This is a genomic window from Pseudocitrobacter sp. 73, from assembly GCF_008369545.1.
Classification (GTDB): domain Bacteria; phylum Pseudomonadota; class Gammaproteobacteria; order Enterobacterales; family Enterobacteriaceae; genus Pseudocitrobacter; species Pseudocitrobacter vendiensis.
In genome coordinates this window covers 60,867-82,262 of record NZ_VTZO01000020.1, presented here as the reverse complement: position 1 = coordinate 82,262, position 21,396 = coordinate 60,867, and the positions used below count along the sequence as shown (strand labels likewise).

Annotated in this window: 14 protein-coding genes; 7 read left to right on the top strand and 7 right to left on the bottom strand. The window is 55.0% G+C overall.

What is annotated here, in order from left to right:
* Positions 1-52: 52 nt before the first annotated feature.
* Positions 53-1,189 carry an LPS O-antigen length regulator Wzz(fepE) gene (wzz(fepE), locus tag F0Q32_RS19135; RefSeq protein ID WP_149464339.1) on the bottom strand — a complete coding sequence of 379 codons (1,137 nt, stop codon included), beginning with the start codon at positions 1,187-1,189 and terminating at the stop codon, positions 53-55.
* A gap of 408 nt (positions 1,190-1,597) precedes the next feature.
* On the opposite strand from wzz(fepE), the gene waaB reads away from it, so the two are divergent.
* On the top strand, positions 1,598-2,737 hold the full coding sequence (gene waaB / locus F0Q32_RS19130; RefSeq protein WP_149464338.1) for a lipopolysaccharide 1,6-galactosyltransferase: 1,140 nt from the start codon (positions 1,598-1,600) through the stop codon (positions 2,735-2,737).
* A gap of 29 nt (positions 2,738-2,766) precedes the next feature.
* On the opposite strand, the gene entF is transcribed toward waaB, so the two are convergent.
* The 3 genes from entF to fes are packed head-to-tail and all read right to left on the bottom strand — an operon-like array spanning position 2,767 to position 8,101.
* Positions 2,767-6,642: an enterobactin non-ribosomal peptide synthetase EntF gene (gene entF, locus F0Q32_RS19125; protein WP_149464337.1), complete on the bottom strand. Its 3,876-nt coding sequence runs from the start codon at positions 6,640-6,642 to the stop codon at positions 2,767-2,769.
* A complete protein-coding gene (locus F0Q32_RS19120) occupies positions 6,639-6,857 on the bottom strand; it encodes an MbtH family NRPS accessory protein (RefSeq protein ID WP_149464336.1) in 219 nt (72 codons plus the stop codon). The genes entF and F0Q32_RS19120 overlap by 4 nt, the downstream gene beginning before the upstream one ends.
* 29 nt (positions 6,858-6,886) lie before the next feature.
* Positions 6,887-8,101: an enterochelin esterase gene (fes, locus tag F0Q32_RS19115; RefSeq protein ID WP_149464335.1), complete on the bottom strand. Its 1,215-nt coding sequence runs from the start codon at positions 8,099-8,101 to the stop codon at positions 6,887-6,889.
* A gap of 252 nt (positions 8,102-8,353) precedes the next feature.
* Here fes and F0Q32_RS19110 point away from each other — a divergent pair, with 252 nt between their 5' ends.
* A complete protein-coding gene (locus F0Q32_RS19110; protein WP_149464334.1) occupies positions 8,354-10,582 on the top strand; it encodes a TonB-dependent siderophore receptor in 2,229 nt (742 codons plus the stop codon).
* Positions 10,583-10,637: 55 nt separating this feature from the next.
* Entirely contained in the window at positions 10,638-11,291 is a 654-nt protein-coding gene (gene entD / locus F0Q32_RS19105) for an enterobactin synthase subunit EntD (RefSeq protein WP_149464333.1), read from the top strand.
* 38 nt (positions 11,292-11,329) lie between these two features.
* Here entD and F0Q32_RS19100 read toward each other — a convergent pair whose 3' ends face one another.
* Complete coding sequence (locus F0Q32_RS19100) at positions 11,330-12,430, bottom strand: NADH:flavin oxidoreductase/NADH oxidase (protein WP_149464332.1); 1,101 nt, start codon at positions 12,428-12,430, stop codon at positions 11,330-11,332.
* Positions 12,431-12,699: 269 nt separating this feature from the next.
* On the opposite strand from F0Q32_RS19100, the gene F0Q32_RS19095 reads away from it, so the two are divergent.
* The 3 genes from F0Q32_RS19095 (at position 12,700) to F0Q32_RS19085 (ending at position 16,276) form a co-directional block, all read left to right on the top strand.
* Positions 12,700-14,265 carry an AbgT family transporter gene (locus F0Q32_RS19095; protein ID WP_149464331.1) on the top strand — a complete coding sequence of 522 codons (1,566 nt, stop codon included), beginning with the start codon at positions 12,700-12,702 and terminating at the stop codon, positions 14,263-14,265.
* Between the two features lie 93 nt (positions 14,266-14,358).
* Positions 14,359-15,474, top strand: a complete 1,116-nt coding sequence (locus tag F0Q32_RS19090; protein WP_149464330.1) for a YbdK family carboxylate-amine ligase — start codon at positions 14,359-14,361, stop codon at positions 15,472-15,474.
* A 73-nt stretch (positions 15,475-15,547) separates the two neighbouring features.
* Positions 15,548-16,276 carry a phosphodiester glycosidase family protein gene (locus F0Q32_RS19085; protein WP_149464329.1) on the top strand — a complete coding sequence of 243 codons (729 nt, stop codon included), beginning with the start codon at positions 15,548-15,550 and terminating at the stop codon, positions 16,274-16,276.
* Positions 16,277-16,358: 82 nt separating this feature from the next.
* Here the strand turns inward: F0Q32_RS19085 and F0Q32_RS19080 are convergent, their stop codons facing one another.
* Positions 16,359-19,073, bottom strand: coding sequence for a cation-transporting P-type ATPase (locus tag F0Q32_RS19080; protein ID WP_149464555.1), 2,715 nt, complete (start codon positions 19,071-19,073; stop codon positions 16,359-16,361).
* A 510-nt stretch (positions 19,074-19,583) separates the two neighbouring features.
* On the opposite strand from F0Q32_RS19080, the gene F0Q32_RS19075 reads away from it, so the two are divergent.
* Complete coding sequence (locus F0Q32_RS19075; RefSeq protein WP_149464328.1) at positions 19,584-19,829, top strand: DUF1158 domain-containing protein; 246 nt, start codon at positions 19,584-19,586, stop codon at positions 19,827-19,829.
* Here F0Q32_RS19075 and F0Q32_RS19070 read toward each other — a convergent pair.
* Positions 19,761-21,383, bottom strand: coding sequence for an esterase family protein (locus F0Q32_RS19070; protein WP_149464327.1), 1,623 nt, complete (start codon positions 21,381-21,383; stop codon positions 19,761-19,763). The genes F0Q32_RS19075 and F0Q32_RS19070 overlap by 69 nt on opposite strands.
* Positions 21,384-21,396 lie beyond the last annotated feature (13 nt).

The following is a 21,396-nucleotide window of genomic DNA, read 5'->3' as shown; positions in this document are numbered from 1 at the left end:
CTACGTGAGTGTAGATTGGTAGACCGGATGCACCGCATCCGGCAAATGCTCATTACGCTAACTGCTCTTCCAGCGGCGATGCTTCTTCAAGCTTGCGGGAAAGCAGTGCATTTTGCAGCAACACCGCACCGCAGCCTACCATCCCACCAACCAGCCCAGCCAACAGGATAATCAGCGATTTCCCCGGGCCATCTTTCTTCACCGGTAAGGACGGAGTAAGCTGATACTTAAACGGCTCAAACGATACATCAGAGATATTCAGCGCCGTTAACTGCTGGACATGATATTGCAGGTTACGCAGGTCGCCGTTAATATCCGCAAGGTCCGTCACGGCCTTTTCAATCTGCAGTTTTTTCGCAATACCATCGGCACCTAATGCAATAGAAAAATCAGGATCGTCTTTAACTGCCTGACCATTACTGTATACCGGTTTAGCAATGCCCGCTGCGGTCGCAATCTCCAGCGAATAGTGCAGACGATTAATCTTCGCATCGAGCTGGTTCTTTAATTTTATCAGCTCCAGCGCCAGTTTTTCTTTCTCGAAATGGGTTTTAATATCGAGACGGTTGCGCATATCGTCCAGCGTCTCTTTCACCACTATCGCTGAGATATAGTCGATATACCCCTTAAGAACCTTCTGCGCTTCTTCCGGATTTGGTCCGGTAAAGCTCAGCGTCCAGGAGGTGAATAGCGCCGGCTCATTCTTTTTACCGAAGTTGTTATCTACCGCTTTCATTTTGTCGCTGAGGCCAACAATGGCACGGTGCAGATCCAGCGGGTCAATATCGGCCCCTTTCAGCTGGTCCATAATTACCGGTGACGTGCGCAGATACTCTTCCAGCAGCGAAAGTGAGTTAAATTTCTTAATGAACTGGGTGAACACATCGGATTTTTTGACGCTGACATCAACGTCCAGCACGCGTAATGCCACCAGCGTCCTCTCAAGCTCCTGCCACTGGCTCGGTTCGGCTGTTGTGATTACCGCCTGACTGGTCCATTTTTGCGGCATAAGAAACGATGCTAATAGCCCTACGACGGCAAATCCGAAAGCGATAGCAATGATGCGTGTTTTCGCGCGCCATAAAATATCCAACAAGTGGAGCAAATCAATTTCTTTACTGTTTGATGAGAGCGCCGGATAGGAAGAGAAGTCTGAATCTTTGTTAGGTTTTATATTGAGTGATGACATGCTGTATGTCCTGCAGCGGTTCTGATAGATAACATCCCGACAACATAATAGCAGAACTTCAGATTAATCCTACTCAAAATTGCTTATATTGTAATCACGCTACCAATAATGGCAGGAAACCCCTTCACATTGTTATGACTATGTAACAAAACAACACCAGCCAAAATATAACGAATACTAATAATTCATCTTAAAAATAATACTTCAAAAAGTGTCACTGCACTCAAATACTAACAGCATGAATAATCCGTGACTTGATTCACATTTTTATAGATTCGATCCCCTTCCGGAATGCTTTCAAATTGAGCCCTTCATCCTGGAAAGATAAAATTAGCAAAATAGTGACGATTCCCTTCAGCTATTTCATTAACAGTACCATCACATTAAGATTTAAGTGGATAGATAATAATGAAAATAGTATTTATCGGTGAAGCTATTTCAGGTTTTGGCGGAATGGAAACAGTGATTCGCAATGTTATCCAGACATTGAGTGCTGAACCTTTCTCTGCGCAATGTAAAATATTTTTTACCTGTCGCAAGAATGACATGGATAAAAAATGGCTTAAAGATATTGATGCCCATTACTCCATTTCAAATATCAAATTATCCCCGCTACGCAGGGCTAAGCATCTTCATGCCTTGAGTAGCTGGCTTTCGGATGAACAGCCCGATGTCGTTATTGCTATCGACCCCCTCTCATGCCTTTATGCCAGTAGAGCTCGCTTAAAAACGAATGGCCACTTCACGCTATTTTCCTGGCCACATTTTTCGCTGGATCATAAAAAGCATGCGAAATATATCACCTGCGCTGATGAGCATCTTGCTATCAGTTGCGGCATCCGCCAGCAGATGATTAAACATGGGGTGGCCGAAAAGAATATTCACGTCATCTATAACCCAACGGATAAAACCCCGGTCGTTATTCCTGCGCATAGCCAGAATGATATCCCAGCCTTTATTTATGTTGGCAGATTAAAATTCGAAGGACAGAAACGGGTAAAAGATTTACTCGACAGTTTCTCCCGCGTTCCCGGTCGCTGGAAATTACATATTATCGGCGACGGCTCTGACAGCGATCGCTGCAAAACCTATGCACAGGAGTTATGTATTGCGAATCGAATTACCTGGCATGGCTGGCAGGCGCAACCGTGGAAAGTGGTGCAGGAAGAGATTGGTCAGGTTACTGCGTTGCTGCTGACCTCCTCTTTTGAAGGTTTCCCGATGACGCTACTGGAAGCTATGGCACGCGGCATTCCCTGCATCAGTTCAGACTGCGTCTCCGGGCCGGGCGATATCATCATTCCCGGCGTGAATGGTTACCTCTATCCGCCAGACGAACAGTCAGAACTTTCAGCAATCCTTTCAGCCATGTTAAGCGGTGAGATAACATTCGACCACGCGGCTATTCCGGCCACCATCGACGCGTTTTATGCAGATAATTACTATCGTAGATTAAGTGACATCCTGTTTTCTCGTTCACTTTCGCCTTCTCTTTCATTTCACGAAAGCAAAAAGCAGCGCACGCGACTGACTACCGCACTTAACTGATGTCCTCCCCCGAAAGGGAGGGTAAGCGGTTAGTGTTTGCCAAGGATACGCTTCAGAACCGGGCCAATCGTCACAAACGCCTGCGGCGAGATAATATCGACGTGGGCGCAATCCTGACGATAAACCTCCAGCTCACCGACCCACGGCGCCCAGGTCTGCTGGGGATCCATGCCTTCCGGTAAGGTGCGTTCAGCCACAAACAGCGTCGCTTTGCCATCGAACCTGGCGCTATGCGCGGTGGTGAGCAACCTCACCGCATCGGCATAGTTGCCTTCGATAGCGTTAAACAGTTCGCCAGAAGCTTGCCCCTGCTGGGCGGCAAGAAACGCCTCACGCTCGCGGGCAATCTCAGCCAACACTTCCGGATCCAGACCGTTGGCTTCTTTCTCCGACCAGTTTTGCGTTTCCGGCGGCCAGGTATCGAGTAATCCCAGGAATGCCACCGCTTCGCCACGCGCACGCAGCCGCGCAGCAATGCCCTGCGCCAGCGTGCCGCCCAACGAATAACCGAACAGATAGTATGGCCCATGCGGTTGCTGTGCCAGCAGTGTAGCAAGATGATGGTCGCAAACCTCGTCCAGGGTCGCCGCCTGCTCCATCGGCCCTGCCGGGCGCGGGGACTGAATACCCGTTATCGACCAGTTTGCCGGCAGATAACGCGCCAGCACGCTGAATTGCCAGGCAAAACCCGAAGCTGGATGGAAACAGAATAGCGTTGGACCGTGGCTCTCACGCAGCGGAAGCAGGGTTTCATAACCCAGACGCTGCGCCTGTTCGTCATTTTCAGCAGCCAGCAGCGCGCTCAGTTTGCTCACCGTAGAGGCCACCATGACCTGCCCCGGCGTCACCTGACGCCCGGTTTGCTGACTCAGCTGCGCGGCAAGACGCATCGCCAGCAGCGAATGCCCGCCCAGCGCGAAGAAATCGGCTTCCACATCTGTAATCTCGCAACCGAGGAGCGTGCCGAAGGCCTGTGCCACCACCGTTTCCGTGCCAGGCAACGGCGCGCGGCTTTGCGTGCTCACGGTCAATTGCGGCAGCGGCAGGGCTTTACGATCAAGCTTCCCGTTAGCGCTCAGCGGCAGAGAATCCAGTTGAAGCAACACAACCGGCACCATATGCGGCGGCAGTTGTTCACGCAACTGCGCCAGTAAGACATCCCGATCCAGCGGTAAACCTGATTCCGAAACCAGATAGCCGACCAGCTGACGCGCGTCGCCGCCGGTGGCTGCCGCCTGGTTGATGACGCAGGCATGGGTGACCGCCTGCGCCACATCCGGCAGGCTTTGCATCACGCGGTCAATTTCACCCAATTCAATTCGCTGGCCGCGAATTTTCAGCTGATCGTCACTGCGCCCCAGGTACTCCACCGCGCCGTTTTCCAGCCATCGCGCGACATCCCCGGTGCGGTACATGCGCTCGCCCGGCGCAAACGGGTCGGCAATAAAGCGGCTGGCGGTAAGATCGGGTCGCCCCAGATAGCCTTGCGCCAGTTGAATGCCGGTCAGATAAAGATCGCCCGCAATCCCCATCGGTACCGGACGCATCATCGCATCAAGAATGCGTAACCCGGTATTCCAGACCGGATAGCCAATCGGCACGCTGTTGCCGGTAGTATTCGCCAGTTCCTCGCCAAACGCCGGATACCAACTGACGTCCACGGCGGCTTCCGTCGGGCCATAAAGATTGTGCAGCGGCGCGTGCGTAAGCTGTTCCCACTCGCGGCAAAGTTGCGCAGGCAGCGCTTCGCCGCTACAGAACACGCGCTTGAGCGTACGGCAACACGTTGCCGTTTCCGGCGTCAGCGAGGCGACAAACGCCGCCAGCATCGACGGAACGAAGTGGGTGGTGGTGACGCCATACTTCGCAAAGAATTGCTGCATCGCCTGCGGGTCACGATGCGCTTCCGGCTCGGCCATCACCAGTTTTGCGCCGGTAATAAACGGCCACCAGAACTCCCATACCGAGACATCAAAACTGCACGGCGTTTTCTGCGCCACCACGTCATCCGCGCCAAGGGGATAGTGATCCTGCATCCACAACAGGCGGTTAACGATGGCTTCATGGCCCACCATGACCCCTTTTGGTCTGCCTGTCGAGCCAGAGGTAAAAATGATATAGGCCGTCTGCTGCGGCGTGGTGATCGCCAGCGGTTCATCACCATCTACCGGCAGCGGTTCGTTGTAGCAAAGGCTTTCGATGTTCGGGAAACGATGACGCTGGTCGGCTGAGGTGATCAGCAGTTTCGGTTTGGCATCTTCCAGCATCATGTGCAGACGATCGTCCGGGTAGCCTGTATCGAGCGGCAGCCATGCGGCTCCCGCTTCCACGATACCGTGCAACGCCAGCGTCAGGAACACAGAACGCGGCAGCGCAACTGCGACACTGTCGCCCGGCTGAACGCCGTGAGCGCGTAATAACCGCGCAAGAGCCAGCGTCTGCTCACGCAATTCACGATAGCTAAATTGATAGCGTGCATCCGCCAGCGCCGGGGCGTCTGGCGTTTTTGCCGCCTGCTCCGCCACCAGCGAATTCAGCGTGGCCGCCGGGATCGCCTGCGCGGTGGCATTAATTTTTTCTAACTGCGCGTATTCGTCGTCAGAAAGCAGATCCGCATCGCCACAGGCCAACGCCGGGTTATCGGCAAACTGCTGCAATAAAGCACTCAGGCGCGCGATGTGACGCTTCAGCGTCGGCTCATCGTAGCGTTGTTGATTTGCCAGGACTTCCAGCGTCAGGCCGCCCGACTCATCCGGGAACAGCGCCAGCTCCAGATCATTCACCGGGCCGGTCGCCAGCGTATGGGTCGTCGCCTGTATGTCGGTGAACGCCAGATGGTAATCAAACACTTTGACGTTAAAGACCGGGCCGAACAGCGGTTCATCGCCCGCCGCACGACCGCTATCGCGCACAATCTGCTCGGCATCGTAACGCTGATGACGACGCATTTTCTTCAGTTGCCCGGAAAGGCGAACCGCCAGTTCTGCCAGCGTTTCTTTGCCGTTCAAGGTAACGGAGAGCGGCAACACATTCAGCACGGGTCCGGTGGCGGTTAACGCCGCGGACCCCATGCGACGCATAAAGATAAACCCGGCGGCAAAGTCGCTGCGCCCGCATAAACGCCCAAGCCACAGCGCGCTCAATGCCAGCGCCAAATCGGCACGCTGGCACTGTGGTGCGGCGGCAGCCAGACGAGAGAACGCGTGGCGATCGGCGGTCAGTTTCAGCCGCCAGATATCGGTGGTTTCCGCCCGCCCCGGGAGCGGAACGGGCGAGAGAGAGACCGGTGACGGCAGTGATTGACGCTGCTCGCGCCAGAATGCGCCATCGCGCTGATACGTCTCGCTTTCCCGATAGCGCTGGTATTCCTCCACCACCTCCGCAAACGGGGTAAATGGTGATGCTGGCGTCGGTTCGCCCTGCTGCCATGCGCAGTAAATTTCGCTAATCTGACGCGTAATCGCCGGGAAACTGAAGCCATCCACCAGCAAATGATGATAACGCTGATACCAGTACCAGCGGCGATCGCCGACGCGATAAAGCTGATGACACAGCAGCGGATTACCGCTTTCCAGACGCAGGTTCTGCGCAAGGTCGTCCTGCATCAGGGTCATGGCGGCCTGGTGCGGGTCGGCATCAGCGCGAAGATCGCGTATATCAGGCGTGGTGAACGTCAGGCTGTCGTCGACCTGCTGCCACGGCTCGCCGTTGTCTTCGCCAAAGCGCATACGTAATGTATCCGCCTGATTCACCCCGACGACAATCGCACGTGCCAGCAGTTCGCCATCGACTTCACCTTCCAGCTCAACGTAATGCGCCACGCTCCAGGCATTTGGCAACGTTGAGAGTTTTTCCGCCATCCAGATCCCCGGTTGGGCGGCAACTAACGGTAAACGCGGGCTCATGCAGCCCCCTTCTCAGACGCATAGTGCGACGGGGTAAGCGTTGACCAGTTATCCATGAGCCAGGCATTACAGGCATCAACAGATTGCGGCTCGCTAATCACGCGCCAGCCCGCGGGCAGCGCGCACTGGGCAGGCCACAGGCTAAACTGCTGCTGTTCATTTTGCAGAAGATAAAACTGCCCTTGCACATCGTCGAAGGGGTTACTGACTTGCATACCAAACTCCTGTCGTTAATCGTGCTTTGCTAGTCGGCGTGAACCAAAGGTTCCCAGAGCGTCATCAGCCCTGCGGTTAACCCGCCACGCCAGCAAAGCGCATCATGCCCGCCGTCAACCTGACGCCAGAAAATCGACTGCTGTGTTTGCTGTAGTTGTGATAAAAGCGCCTGATTGGCACGAAAGATGATCGGCTCACGCACGCCGGCTTCCAGCACGATGCGCAATCCTGTTGGCTGTATCTCGCCGCTTTTGAGGCGTTGCAAAATCAGCCCTTCTTCCTGGCCGCCTCGATGCGGCCACCAGTACGATCCCGACTGGCTTAAGACGCAGCCAAAACGCTCTGGCCAGTAAAGCCCGGCGTAGAGCGACGCGAGGCCGCCGAAGCTCTGTCCGGCCACCACGGTGCGATCGGCGCGATCGCTAAACGACACAATGGCCTGTACCTGTGGCAGAAGTTCCTGCTGTAGCGCCTGCCAGAACGCCGGGTTGCAGGGCAGTTCGACGCTGCGGTGCGCATTGTCGATCACGTCGATCAGCAGATAGACCGCGGGCGGCAGTTTTCCAGACTGGGTTAACGCTGTCAGTGCCGGCCAAACGGGCATGCTTTCTGCCCAAAACTGGCCATCGAGTAATACCGCCAGCGGCCTGTCGCTGGCATCGGCTTCGCCTGTGGTAAAAATCCATACCCGCCGCGTGTTGTTAAGTTTGCTGCTACGCCACTTAATACACTGCGGCACGTTCCACGCGGTAGCCGGAGCAGACCAACCGGGTTGTTCTGGGGCATCGGGCATCTCCAGCGCCGATACCGCATGACCGCGCCCGCCCTTCCAGCTCTGTGGATTCAGCGGGTCCGCCACCGCACGCGGCAGAAGCCTACGCCAGCCTTCGCGCAGCAGCGTGCGATCCGGCTCGCTTTGGCTAAAAATCGCCGCCGGAAAATCATCTTCGCGTGCAGAAGGCGCAAAGCAGTAGCTTCCTCGCCAGGTGGCGGGAAGCGTCGTTTTCCAGAACCAGGCATCAGTATGAGGCAGGCGTTCCAGCGTCTGTGGTGCTGAGTTGTGGTGATGATCGGTGACGCCGGTGATGTAAATCCACACCCGACGAACAGGGGATGTTTGCGCGGTGCCATCGGGATCGCGCCACCAGAATGTCACCTGATAGCGATCGCCAACTCGTTCAAATTGCGGGCCTTTTATTGTCGCCCACCAGGCATCGCTTCCTGCTGCTAACTTCTCCGTCACATTAACCCCATGTTTAGTGTGGAATTTTTTGTTACAAGTGAAAATCTATTGATAATATTATTGATAACTATTTGCATTTGCAATAACGTATTGGCGCGCAAGAGATGTCTTTCAAAATAAAAGATTAGTCAGGAACCGCTTTCTTCCCCATGGACGGCAGCTTTCGCAGTTCCCTGACACAACTCATGCCGCCTCTCCTCCCCGTGGGAATGGAGCAAGTGGAGAGAACGGCGAAGAAAAGCAGGATTAGTGATGAATAACAAGATCAAATCCCTGGCCTTACTGGTCAATTTGGGTATCTACGGCGTCGCCTTCCCCCTCAACGCCGCAGAGACCGCCTCCACCAGCGAAACCGAATCAACTGGCGAGACGATGGTCGTCACCGCCGCGCAGCAGAACCTGCAGGCTCCCGGTGTTTCCACCATCACCGCTGATGAAATCCGTAAAAACCCGGTGGCGCGCGATGTGTCGGAAATCATCCGTACCATGCCGGGCGTCAACCTGACCGGTAACTCCACCAGCGGCCAGCGCGGTAATAATCGCCAGATTGATATTCGCGGGATGGGCCCGGAAAACACCCTGATCCTGATTGATGGTAAACCTGTCAGCAGCCGTAACTCTGTTCGTCAGGGCTGGCGCGGCGAGCGTGATACCCGTGGCGATACCAGCTGGGTGCCGCCGGAAATGATCGAACGTATTGAAGTCATCCGTGGTCCGGCAGCGGCCCGTTATGGTAACGGCGCAGCGGGCGGCGTGGTGAATATCATCACTAAGAAAGGCGGCAATGAGTGGCACGGGTCGTGGGATACCTACTTCAACGTGCCGGAACACAAAGACGAAGGCGCCACCAAGCGTACCAACTTTAGCCTGAGCGGCCCGATGGGCGGCGATTTCAGCTTCCGTCTGTACGGTAACCTGGATAAGACCCAGGCGGATGCGTGGGATATTAACAAAGGGCATCAGTCTGAACGTACCGGCATTTACTCCAGCACGTTGCCAGCAGGGCGTGAAGGCGTCATCAACAAAGATATCAACGGCCAGGTGCGTTGGGACTTTGCGCCAATGCAGTCTCTGGAATTCGAAGCGGGCTACAGCCGTCAGGGCAACCTGTATGCGGGTGATACTCAGAACACCAACAGCAACCAGTTGGTGAAAGATAACTACGGCAAAGAGACGAACCGTCTCTACCGTCAGAACTACTCTGTCACCTGGAACGGCGGCTGGGATAACGGCATTACCACCAGTAACTGGGTACAGTACGAACACACCCGCAACTCCCGTAAAGGTGAAGGTCTGGCGGGCGGTACGGAAGGGATCTTCTCCACGAACGACTATGTAAATATCGATCTGGCCGATCTGATGTTACACAGCGAAGTAAGTATTCCGCTCGACCTGCTGGTTAATCAGAACCTGACGCTGGGCACCGAATGGAACCAGCAACGCATGAAGGATTTAGGCTCTAACACACAAAGCTTTATGGGTGGCGATGTTCCGGGCGCAACCAGCACCAACCGTAGCCCTTACTCGCAGGCGGAGATTTTCTCTCTGTTTGCCGAAGACAACATTGAGCTGACAGATAGCACCATGCTGACGCCAGCGCTGCGTTTTGACCACCACACCATTGTCGGCAATAACTGGAGCCCATCGCTGAACCTGTCTCAGGGTCTGGGGGATGACTTCACGCTGAAAATGGGTATCGCGCGCGCTTACAAAGCGCCGAGCCTGTATCAGACTAACCCGAACTACATTCTCTACAGCAAAGGTCAGGGTTGCTACGCCAGCGGCGGCGCCTGCTATTTACAGGGTAACGACGACCTGAAAGCAGAAACCAGTATCAACAAAGAGATTGGTCTGGAGTTCAAACGTGACGGCTGGCTGGCGGGCGTGACCTGGTTCCGTAACGATTACCGCGACAAAATTGAAGCGGGTTACTCTGCGGTTTCCAGCAACGCCAGCGGTACCGATATCTACAAATGGGAAAACGTGCCAAAAGCCGTGGTTGAAGGCCTGGAAGGAACGTTGAACATTCCGGTTAGCGAAACCGTTAACTGGACCAACAACATCACTTACATGCTGCAAAGTAAGAACAAAGAGACTGGCGATCGCCTGTCCATCATTCCGGAGTACACGCTAAACTCAACCCTGAGCTGGCAGGTACATCAGGATGTCTCTTTACAGTCTACCTTCACCTGGTACGGCAAGCAGGAGCCGAAGAAATACAACTATAAGGGACAACCAGCCGTTGGTCCGGAGACGAAAGAAGTCAGCCCGTATAGCATCGTTGGCCTGAGCGCAACCTGGGATGTGACCAAAAACGTCAGCCTGACCAGCGGCGTGGATAACGTCTTCGATAAACGCCACTGGCGTGAAGGTAATGCCCAGACTACGGGCGGCGCGACGGGTTATATGTACGGCGCGGGCGCTAATACCTATAACGAATCTGGCCGTACCTGGTTTATGAGCGTCAACACCCACTTCTAATCGTAATAGTGTTCCGTATCCTCTCCCCGCCAGGGGAGGGGATGATGGAGAAAAGATGCAAACTAACCATTCTACATTTACCCTCGCCCGTCATCTTCTGCACCGTATTGATTTTCAGCCTGAAACCTTTAGCGACGGCGATTTGCTGTGGTTACCGCATCACGCCGACCTGGTGCATTTCGGCAAAAAGCGTCGTATCGAGCATCTTGCCGGACGGATTGCCGCCGCGTACGCGTTACAGCCTTTGGGCGTGAAAGCTATTCCAGGCATAGGCGAACAGCGCCAGCCGCTGTGGCCGGAAGGTATTTTTGGCAGCATCAGCCACAGCGGAAAACGGGCGATAGCCGCTGTTTCACAAACACCCGTGGGCATCGATATCGAGCACATCTTCAGCTCGCAGTTAGCCGCCGAAGTGGCGACACAAATTGCCTCGCCTGCAGAAATTTTCCGCCTGCAAACCAGCGGCCTGCCTTTTGCGGTTGCCCTGACGCTGGCGTTTTCTGCCAAAGAGAGCGTGTATAAAGCGTTCTCCTCACAGGCGGAGCCCTGCCCGGGATTTGCGGCGGCAGAAATGACAGCGATTGATGAGAATGCGCTTTGTCTGCGCTTAACGCCGGCGTTTTCAACCCAGCTTGCCGGGAAGGAAATCAGCGTGGCTTATGAGGTGGAGGGCGATGAGGTGGTAACCTGTACGGTTATGCCACTTTAATCAAAGCGCGATACGTTGTCTCGCATCGCGCACTGTGATTATTTGAATAAATGCTTCAGATTGTGCGGCTGGCAGCGAAGATATTGATTCGACGCGTGAACCTGCGCTCCCAGCGCCGCCGCGGCATGCCATGGCCATCTTGGGTTATAAAGTACGCCGCGCGCGAGCCCGATAAAATCAGCATCACCGCCCGCCACGATCGCCTCGGCATGTTCTGGCTCGGTAATTAATCCCACCGCAACGACCGGGATGTTAACGGCGGATTTCACCGCCCTTGCAAGCGGAACCTGGTAGCCAGGGAAAACATCAATCTGCTGTTCAGGATGCAAACCACCACTGGAAACATGTATTGCATCCGCCCCGCGTTCTTCAAGCAGTCTGGAGAATGCTACCGCCTCGTCAATGTTGAACCCGCCCTCGACCCAATCCGTTGCCGAGATGCGTACGCTGATTGCTTTGTCCGCCGGGAACGCGGCGCGAACGACGTCAAAGATTTCCAGTGGGAACCGGACTCTGTTTTCAAAAGAACCGCCATAATTATCCGTTCTTTGATTCGACAGCGGCGATAAAAATTGATGCAGCAGATAGCCGTGCGCAGCGTGTATCTGGATAAGATCCACATTCAGCCGGGCCGCGCGTTTCGCTGCCTGCGCAAATTGCTGACGCACGGTTTCTAAGCCTTCGCTATCCAGTGCCGCAGGCGTCGAGTGCCCCTCATTGTAGGGAATCGCGGAGGGTGCGACGGTCTGCCAACCGCCCTCTTCATCGGGCGCGAGCGGCCCTTTTTGCTCCCACGGTTTAGACGTGGACGCTTTCCTGCCCGCATGGGCCAGCTGGATTGCGATAGGCATATCTGACCACTGGCGAATGGAGGCTATCACCCGGCCCATGGCTTCTTCACAACGATCGTCGTACAAACCAACATCCGCAAATGTAATGCGCCCTTCGGGAGAAACGGAGGTTGCTTCAATGGTCAGTAACCCCGCGCCAGACTGCGCCAGTTGACCCAGATGCTGTACATGCCAGTCATTCATGCAGCCATCCGTTGCCGAGTACTGGCACATAGGAGCAATCACGATGCGATTATCAAGTTCAAGGTTTCGAATGCGAAAAGGGGTAAACAGCTTAGGTTGCGACATACCTTTTTCTCCAGCGTGACTGTTAAACTCCGATAAATTTTACTATCGCGCAAAAATGCCCCCTGGTATAGATAACTCGCCAAATCATTCGACCACACCGAGTAAACCACCAATAATTACCGAGTAATCAGCATAGTGAGTAAATAAATCAGACATTCGTCGAGTTTTTGCGGGCAAAAAAGATAGTTTAGCCGCGCAATTACCCCTATCATCCCCGATGATACATTCAGACAAATTATGAAACACCTTGTCAGTGTTAAGGGAAGCGAATGAGTACAAACATAACAACACCAGGGAACGGGGCCGGTGAAAGCCGTCTGATGAGTGGGTTCCTCAATGCCATTGAACGGGCCGGGAATAAACTGCCTGAACCGGCGCTGATCTTTTTCTACTTTTTGCTGGTCGTGATGGGGCTTTCTGCGGTCCTGTCGATGATGACCTTTGATGTCGTCAACCCCATGACGCAGGAGACCGTACAGGTCAACAACCTGCTCTCTGCTGAAGCGCTCACCAACACGCTGGCCAATATGGTGACGACGTTCACCACCTTCGCCCCGCTCGGTATCGTGCTGGTGGCGATGCTCGGCGTTGGCGTAGCCGAAAGCTCCGGCTTTATTAACGTGGGCCTGAAGAAGATGCTGCGCGTGACGCCGAAGAAACTGCTGACGCCGATGCTGATTTTTGTCGCGATGTTCAGCCACGTGGCGGCAGATGCGGGATATGTGCTGGTGATCCCACTGGGTGCCATTATCTTTATGTCCGCCGGGCGTCACCCACTGGTGGGGATCGCCGCAGCGTTCTCAGGCGTCTCGGGCGGGTTTGCCGCTAACATGGTGCCCACCGGAAACGATGCACTGTTGCAGGGCTTTACCCAGGCCGCGGCACAACTGCTCGACAGCACCTATACCGTCAACACCCTGTGTAACCTCTTCTTTGGGATTGCCTCTTCTATTCTGATAACCCTGGTCGGCTGGTGGGTCACCGAGCGCATCGTTGAGCCGCGCGTCAGCAAAATGACGATCGACGGCGATTATAAGCATGAAGAAGATATGTCCAGCGTCTCAGAAAAAGAGAGCCGCGCCTTTAATCGCGCGTCGCTGGTGATGCTGCTGGGCCTAGCGGCGCTGGCAGCAGCGGCCTGGCCGGAAAGCTCCATGCTACGCGGGACCGACGGCTCGCTCACCTCTTACAGCGCGCCGATCATGAAATCTATCGTTCCGCTGATTTTCCTGATCTTCATTCTGCCGGGGATTGTGTACGGCTTTGCCTCCGGTACGTTTAAAACCGGAAAAGATGTCATTGCTTCGATGAATGACTCGATGAGCAAAATGGGCTCATACATGGTGATGGCCTTCTTCTGCGCCATGTTCATTAAAGCGTTCAGCGACTCGAACATTGGTACACTGCTGGCGCTGGTCGGCGCGGATGGCCTGAAAGCGATGGAACTGCCGGGCGAAGCGACGATTATCGGCATGATCCTGCTGACCGCCGCCGTGAACCTGCTGATTGGTTCCGCCTCGGCCAAGTGGGGCCTGTTATCGCCGATTATGGTGCCGATGCTGATGGCGGTGGGTATCTCTCCGGAACTGACCCAGGCGGCGTTTCGTATCGGCGATTCCAGCACCAATATTATCACCCCGTTAATGGTCTTCTTCCCACTGGTGGTGGTCTATTGCCAGCGCTATGTGAAGGGCGCGGGCGTCGGCACGCTGGTATCCATGATGATGCCTTATTCCATCGCTTTCTTTATTAGCTGGAGCTTGTTCCTGCTGGCCTGGTGGGGGCTGGGCATGCCGCTTGGCGTGGCGGCACCGTATACCTGGAGCGCGGGTTAATCCTCACCTTACGGACGGTACTTCACAGTGCCGTCCACTCTGTTTTTTTCTCCCACCTATACTAAAGGCACCAGTCACTATCGTGAGACGACTATGCCTTTACCTGACTTTCATGTTTCTGCGCCTTTTACGCTCGGCATTGAGCTCGAGCTTCAGGTCATTAACCCGCCAGGTTACGATCTTTGCCAGGACTCTTCCGCCCTGATAGCCGCCGCCAGTCGCGGTGTGACGCAGGGGGAGATCAAGCATGACATCACTAACAGCATGCTGGAGGTGGCAACAGGCGTGTGCGACGATATCCACCAGGCCGCCACCCAGCTTGCCGCCATCCAACGCGCCGTACTACGCGCGGCGTCAGAGCAGCATGTCAAAATTTGCGGCGGCGGTACGCATCCATTCCAGCGCTGGCAAAGTCAGGAAGTCGGTGATAATCCCCGTTATCAGCACACTCTCGAAGCCTATGGGTACCTTGCCCGCCAGGCAACGGTGTTTGGTCAACACGTGCATGTTGGCTGCACCAACGGTGACGACGCGCTTTATCTGCTGCATGGCCTTTCGCGATACGTTCCACATTTGATTGCGCTCAGCGCCGCGTCGCCCTATCTGCAGGGTGCCGACAGCAACTTCGCCTGCGCGCGACTCAACATTTTCTCGGCTTTTCCCGATAACGGCCCCATGCCCTGGGCAGCAAACTGGCAGGAGTTTACCCGGCTGTTTCGCCAGTTGAGCTACACCAGCATGGTCGAAAGCATTAAAGATTTGCACTGGGATATTCGCCCCAGCCCGCATTTTGGCACGGTGGAGGTGCGCGTAATGGATACGCCGCTCACCCTGGGTCACGCGGTGAACATGGCCGGGTTGATTCAGGCACTGGCGCACTGGCTGCTCGAAAAACGCCCTCACAAACCCAGCCCGCAGGACTATCTGCTGTATAAATTTAACCGCTTTCAGGCCTGTCGATACGGCTTAAAAGGCGTGGTCACCGATGTTGCAAGCGGCGAGCAACACACCATCGCCAGCGAACTGGAGATCTTACTGGAACAGTTGCAACCCTACGCCGATCAACACCGTGCCGGCAGCGCGCTCGAAGAACTGGCGCTGATGGTAAAACACGGGAAAAGCGAAGCGCAACGCATGCGTGAGTTCATTGCCGATGGCGGCTCGTTGATAAGCCTGGTACAGCAGCACTGCGAAACCTGGGCGGCGTAAGCACAGAAAACCTTTGCATAAGCGGGATTACGCGCTATTTTGCCCTCCCGCTCATCGCACAAGGAACGAAGATATGTTGCGTCTTTGGCTGTTGCCCGCCCTCCTGCTCCCGCTGACGACTTTTACCCATGCGGCTTGTTCGTTGACCGACCCATCGCTACAAGTTCAAAGCTATGAAGTCGATTTACAGCAAGAAAACATCACGTTGCGCTGGAAGAAACCGGATGGTAAAGCCTGGGGCTCACTCTATTCACTGCTGGCGTATATCAACGGTAACGGGCAGGTGCTGATGGCGATGAACGGCGGGATTTATGGCAAAGATTATGCGCCTCTGGGGCTCTATATCGAAAAGGGAAAAAAGCTCGCGCCGATTAACCGCGCATCCGGCGGCGGCAACTTCTTTATTCGCCCGGGCGGCGTGTTTTATCTCAAGAATCAAAAAGCGGGCATTGTGACCCTCGATGCGCTGAAAAGCACCAAAGGCATGGATTACGCGGTGCAGTCTGGTCCAATGCTGATTGAAAACGGCGCGATAAACTGGCGTCTAAAGCCGTCGGCCAGTTCGCGAAAATTACGTAATGCCGTGGGGATTAACCGTCAGGGTCGAGTGGTGTTTATGCTGAGCGCCAAAGAAACCAATTTTTATGATTTCGCCTGCTATGCCCGGTCGAAACTGGATATCCGGCAGATGCTGTACCTTGATGGCACCATTTCGAAGATGTATCAGAAGGGAAGTTCGATACCGTGGCAGTATCATCCGTTTGTCACGATGATTACGGTGGAGAAGAAAACGTCTTCCTGAAAGGTGCCGGATGGCGGCTACGCCTTATCCGGCCTACACGTGAATTTGCCCGGTAAGCAACGCGCCACCGGGCATTTTTCAATTAAGCAGCCTTGCGGAATCTCCTCGTCAGGCGCTTCTCAATCTCGACGATAAAGAACATCACCGCACCCATCGCCAGCGTCACGAACCAGTAGCGAGCAGGCAGCGCTTCGGTACCGAACATCATCTGCATCACCGGCAGATAGATAATCGCCAGCTGCAGCAGCAACAGAACGCCCGTCACCATCCAGATACCTTTGTTCTTCAGCAGGCCACGGTTGATAGAGAAACCGTCGGAGTTACGGCAGTTAATCATATACAGCCACTGCGCGGTCACCAGCATTTGCAACAGCACGGTGCGGACAAACTCTGCACTGTGGCCGCGCGGGGCCAGCCAGGCCTCAAGGATGAAGGCGCTGATGGCAATCATCGAGCCGACAAACGCCACACGCCAGACCGCAAACGCGTCCATGACGTGCTGGCCAGTTTTACGCGGCGGGCGATTCATCACGTTACGCTCGGCGGCTTCGAAGGCCAGGCCGAAGGACAGCGTCGCGGAGGTCGCCATATTCATCCACAAAATCAGCACTGGCGTCAGCGGGATCATATTCCCTGCCAGCAGGGCAATCACCACCAGCAGACCCTGCGCCAGGTTGGTTGGCATGATAAAGAGGATCGTTTTCTTCAGGTTGTCATACACCCGACGCCCCTCTTTAACCGAGCTGGCGATAGTCGCGAAGTTATCGTCGGTCAGCACCATGTCCGCCGCCTCTTTGGTGACTTCGGTACCTTTTATGCCCATCGCAATGCCGACATCAGCCTGACGCAGCGCTGGCGCGTCGTTCACGCCGTCACCGGTCATCCCGACCACTTCGCCGTTTTTCTGCAACGCTTTAACCAGACGCAGTTTGTGCTCCGGGCTGGTACGGGCAAAGATGTCATACTCCACTGCCGCTTTTGCCAGCTCGTCGTCATCCATGTGCTCCAGCTGGTAGCCGGTCATCGCTTCGGTGCTGTTATGAATGCCCAGCATCTGGCCAATACTCATCGCCGTTTGCGGGTGATCGCCGGTGATCATTTTCACGCGGATCCCCGCTGTCTGGCAGGTGTGGATCGCATCCACCGCTTCCGGGCGCGGCGGGTCCATCATCCCGGCAATACCGAGGAAGATAAGCCCCTGCTGGAGATCGCTGTGATCCAGCGTGGTCGCGCCGATATCTGCAGGTTTAATGGCCGCCGCCACCATACGCAGGCCCTGGCGGGCAAAGCGCTCCATCTCAGACTCCCAGTAGGCGCGGTCGAACGTCGCCAGGCCACGTGCGGTCTGCTGCTGCTCACACAATGCAAACAGGACATCTGGCGCACCGGTGACCATCACCCACTCTTCCGCATCCAGCTTGTAGTGCGTTGCCATGTACTTGTACTGTGAATCAAACGGGATCTTCGCCACCAACTGCGTGGTCACCGGCTCCAGCGACGCTTTCGTTGCCAGTACCTTCAGCGCGCCTTCGGTCGGCCCGCCGGTAATTCCCCAGTGACCCAGCTCATTGCGTACCAGTTGACTGTCGTTACAGAGATCAATCGTGCGCAGGTATTTTTCCAGCACCGTGTAAGGCTGTACTTTTACCGGCTCGTTGCTGCCCTCAAGATAAAGATTACCGACCGGCTCGTAGCTATCCCCATCCACGCGGTAGCAGCTATCGGCGGTAATTACCGCTTTTACGGTCATCTCGTTCATGGTCAGGGTGCCGGTTTTATCAGAGCACACCACGGTCATTGCGCCCAGCGTCTCAACGGTTGGCAGCTTACGAATAATCGCCCGCTTGCGCGCCATCGCCTGTACGCCCAACGAGAGGATAATTGAGATAATCGCCGGTAAACCCTCAGGTACCGCCGCAACAGCCAGGCTAATCAACGACAGCAGCAATTCGCCCATCGGCATATCGCGCAGCAGGACGCTGAACACGAACAGTACTGCCATCATTGCCAGAATAATGACAAAAATCGCTTTACCGAGTTTGTCCATCTGTACCAGCAGCGGCGTGCGGTTAGTTTCGACATCAGCCATCATCTGGTTGATACGACCAAGCTCGGTCGCCTGCCCGGTCGCTACCACCACACCTATGCCGCCGCCCGCGCTCACGGTGGTGCCCGAGAACAACATATTGGTGCGATCGCCCAGCGGCAGGTCGCCGGTCAGCGCGTCGGTGTGCTTATCGACAACCGTCGACTCACCGGTGAGAATCGCCTCTTCCACGCGCAGGTTGTGCGCTTCAATCAGACGCATATCCGCCGGAATACGGTCGCCCGCGCGCAGCACCACGATATCGCCTGGCACCAGATCGGTGGTCGGGATGGTGGCATGTTTGCCGTCGCGGATCACCTGCGCGTCGCTGGAAAGCATATTGCGAATGCTTTGCAGCGATTTCTCCGCGTTGCTCTCCTGGATATAACCAATCAACGCATTGATGACCGTAACGCCGAGAATCACGGCGGTATCAACCCAATGGCCCATCACCGCCGTCATCACGGCAGCGGCCAGCAGGATGTAGATCAGGACGTCGTTAAAGTGCGCAAGGAAGCGCAGCCATGCGGGCTTACCTTTCTTCTGCGGCAGCGCATTAGGGCCAAGCTTCTGCAAGCGATCGGCGGCCTCGGCCTGGTTCAGGCCTTCCGGCTGGGTTTGCTTTTGCTCAAGGATCTGGGCAATGGTTTGCTGATAAGCCTGCCGGTGGGTGTTACCGCCCGTTGGCGGTATGTTCTGCGGGTTCATCATTTTAGACACGATAAATTTCCTTCTAAATTCCTGTATACGGAAGGCCTGAAATCATTTCTGGCCAAGGCTAAATTGGTTTAATAATTATTAATCCTTGCGGATGAAAAAATTGATCTCACGCAATATTCACTTCCCAATAAAATTCAAAGATGATGCCAGTTGATTTAATAATATTAATATTACAGAATGTTCTTAAACTCAAACTAAACGGAGGTGAATTATGTTCGGAATCTACCGCGGACGCCGCCTGGCGCTGTACATCGCCGCTGCAATCATCGTTGCTACACTGATCGGCTACAGCACCTATACATTTGTAAAATTACTGGGTTAAACATGACGATTATTTACGTAAATTAGCGTTCGTTTAAACCCAGGAATATTTATTTAATTCATCTACGAATTAAAACGTAGTGGCTGTTTTTTTTAAATTCAAAATATGTTTACTCAGAGTTATTGCGTTATGCCGTCTATTGCCGGAAAATACAGTTTTTAACTTAAGATTAACATCGCATGAAACACCCGCTCGAAACCCTGATTTCTGCCGCCGGTATTTTGCTTATGGCACTGCTCTCCTGCCTGCTGCTACCGGCGCCCTCACTCGGCCTTACGCTCGCACAAAAACTGGTCAACACCTTCCATCTGATGGATCTCGACCAGCTTTATACCCTGCTGTTTTGCCTGTGGTTTTTAGTGCTGGGCGCTATAGAGTACTTTATTCTGCGCTACGTATGGCGCCGCTGGTTTGCCGTGCGCTAAGCCGGTTAAATCGCGCAATCCCAGCACCAGCGCTTCACTCCATCCGGCGTAATCGTGGCCGCTGGGTGACGCGTGAAAACTGACCGTATACCCTTTCTCTCTCAGCACCTGCTCAAACGCCAGCGTATGGCGATAGTTGCCGCCGCCCGGCCCACTGCTCTCAAACTGTCCGGCCTGTAACCAGAAGCGTAATGGGTAGCGCGGTGCCTGCGCATATTGCCGGGCGAGCCAGTTAACCGGCTCGCCTTTCGGCGTCCACCAGTAGGAGCCCGACAGGCTCAGCACATTGCCAAACAGACGCGGATAGCGCAGCGCCACCCACGATGAGGCCAGCCCGCCGTAGCTTGATCCGGCCAGAATCGTCTTCTGTCGCGTGAGCGTAATGCCCTGGCGTTGCAGGAACGGCACCAGTTCATGCGCCATAAAATCAGCAAATTTGGGGTTTGGCGGTAGCTCTTTTCCGCGTCTTGCGTGGTCCAGGCTATCAATGAAAACAATATTAATCGGCGGCAGCAGATGGCGGGCAATCAGGCTATCCAGCACGTTAGCGGTGCGATACTCATCCTGCCAGTTTTGCCCATCAAACATAAACAGCGTCCAGCGTGCGGGCTGCGCGACGCGGGGGCGATAGATTTTGATTTCGCGGCTATTACCAAGATGTTGGCTACTCAGCATATGTCGCGTCAGGCTGCCGTAGCGGATAGGCTGCGCCATGCGTTGCGCGGTAAAATAGCGGGAAGCAGGCAGTGCCAGTAAGGAAAAGCGGTTCCAGCGATCGAGCTTCAATGGGCTTAGCGTCTGTGGGTTGAGCGGATCTGCCTGCGCGCTGACCTGAATAGCGCGCTGTTGTTCGCGCAAACTGCCTGCGACTTTAGGCACATCCGGGGCGAGTTTGTATTGCATCAGCGTATCGGCAGGCACAACGTAACTGCGAAACCAAACATCCGACTGCCCTAAGCGAAACAGCGCATCATGATCGCCACCGGGTGAGCCCAGCAAATAAACATTGCTGCGCGCACCGCGCCACAGGAAGGTCACCCGTTTATGCTGCGCGTCGACCGGCTCTACCATCGGCGTTCCTTCGTGCTGGCGCGCCAGCCAGAACGCGTTAGTATTTCCGCCTGCGGCAAGTTCACGTGAGAGTTTTTGTAGTTGCGGGCTGGCAGGCGACTGCTGTTCTTCCACTGCCAGCGCGTGAGTTTCATTGATTTGCCACTTGAAATGCCAGGCGGAGCCTGCTTCACCGTGTAATACCAGCGAAGAGGCCTGTTTAACAGGCAGAGAAAACAGCAACGTATGCTGCCCGTCCGCCGGACCACCGGAAACCAGCGTGCGGATGGCCCTATTTTGCTCATCCAGTAAACGCGCATCGGTCACACCCGATAAGCGCGCCGACACATAATTCTCCCCCAGTGTCGGCAGAGTAAAACAAACCTCGCCGCTGGCATCAAATTTCCCCTTCTGCTCGCCCCGGTTGGGAGAGGTTTCACACTCCATCGCCGAGGCAGGCAGCGCCGTCAGCCCAATCAGTAATCCACTCCACGCCAGCTTCATCGAACACACATTC